Source organism: Oleiphilus sp. HI0066 (genome assembly GCF_001635725.1).
Genome location: NZ_LWFH01000869.1, coordinates 1 through 699, shown reverse-complemented (window position 1 = coordinate 699; position 699 = coordinate 1). Strand labels below are relative to the sequence as shown.

General features: G+C 43.9%; 1 protein-coding gene. It reads right to left on the bottom strand.

The window, feature by feature from the left end; translation table 11 throughout:
* The coding region (locus A3738_RS09995; RefSeq protein WP_156504175.1) for a SulP family inorganic anion transporter at nt 1-699 on the bottom strand (699 nt) is incomplete at both ends.

The window sequence follows — 699 nt, the reverse complement described above, 5'->3', positions numbered from 1 at the left end:
CTTTCACTTCAGACAAGTGCAGTAAAACACCTTGTTCGAATAATTTCTTATTAAGGTTCTCGAGCATGGTTAACGCACTATAGTCAACTTCGTTTACCGCGCTGCATTGAATAATTACATGGGCAATTTGATCGCGCTTGTATAGCTCATTAAGAACGTATGCTTGCAACATCTCAGCGTTTGCAAAAAACAAACTTTCATCCTGCCTCACACTCAGCACTCTGAGACAAGTCGTCACATCAAATCGCTTTACGTTCCTAAAGTGCTCTGTTCCCTCTAATAACCCAACCTCTGCAATGTGCGGTTTAGACGTCCTGTATAAGTGAAGACATAAGGAAATAATTACACCCGAAATAACACCAGCCTCAACGCCCGAAGTAAGCGTGATAACCACGGTCGCTGCTACAGCAAGAAAATCACTTTTTGAATAGAGCCACGTACGTTTAAACACCACAAACTCCATCAACCCAATAACAGCAACAATGATCAACGAGGCCAAAACAACTTTTGGGAGGTAATAGATATAGGGCGTTAAAAACAGTGCCGCCAACGCAACACCAAGTGCTACATATAGGTTAGATAACTTAGTCGCTGCGCCGGCCTCAAAATTCACGGCAGATCGTGAAAACCCTCCGGTAACTGGCATTCCTCCGGATAGGCCAGATGCAATATTTGACGCTCCGAGTCCAATAAGCTCAC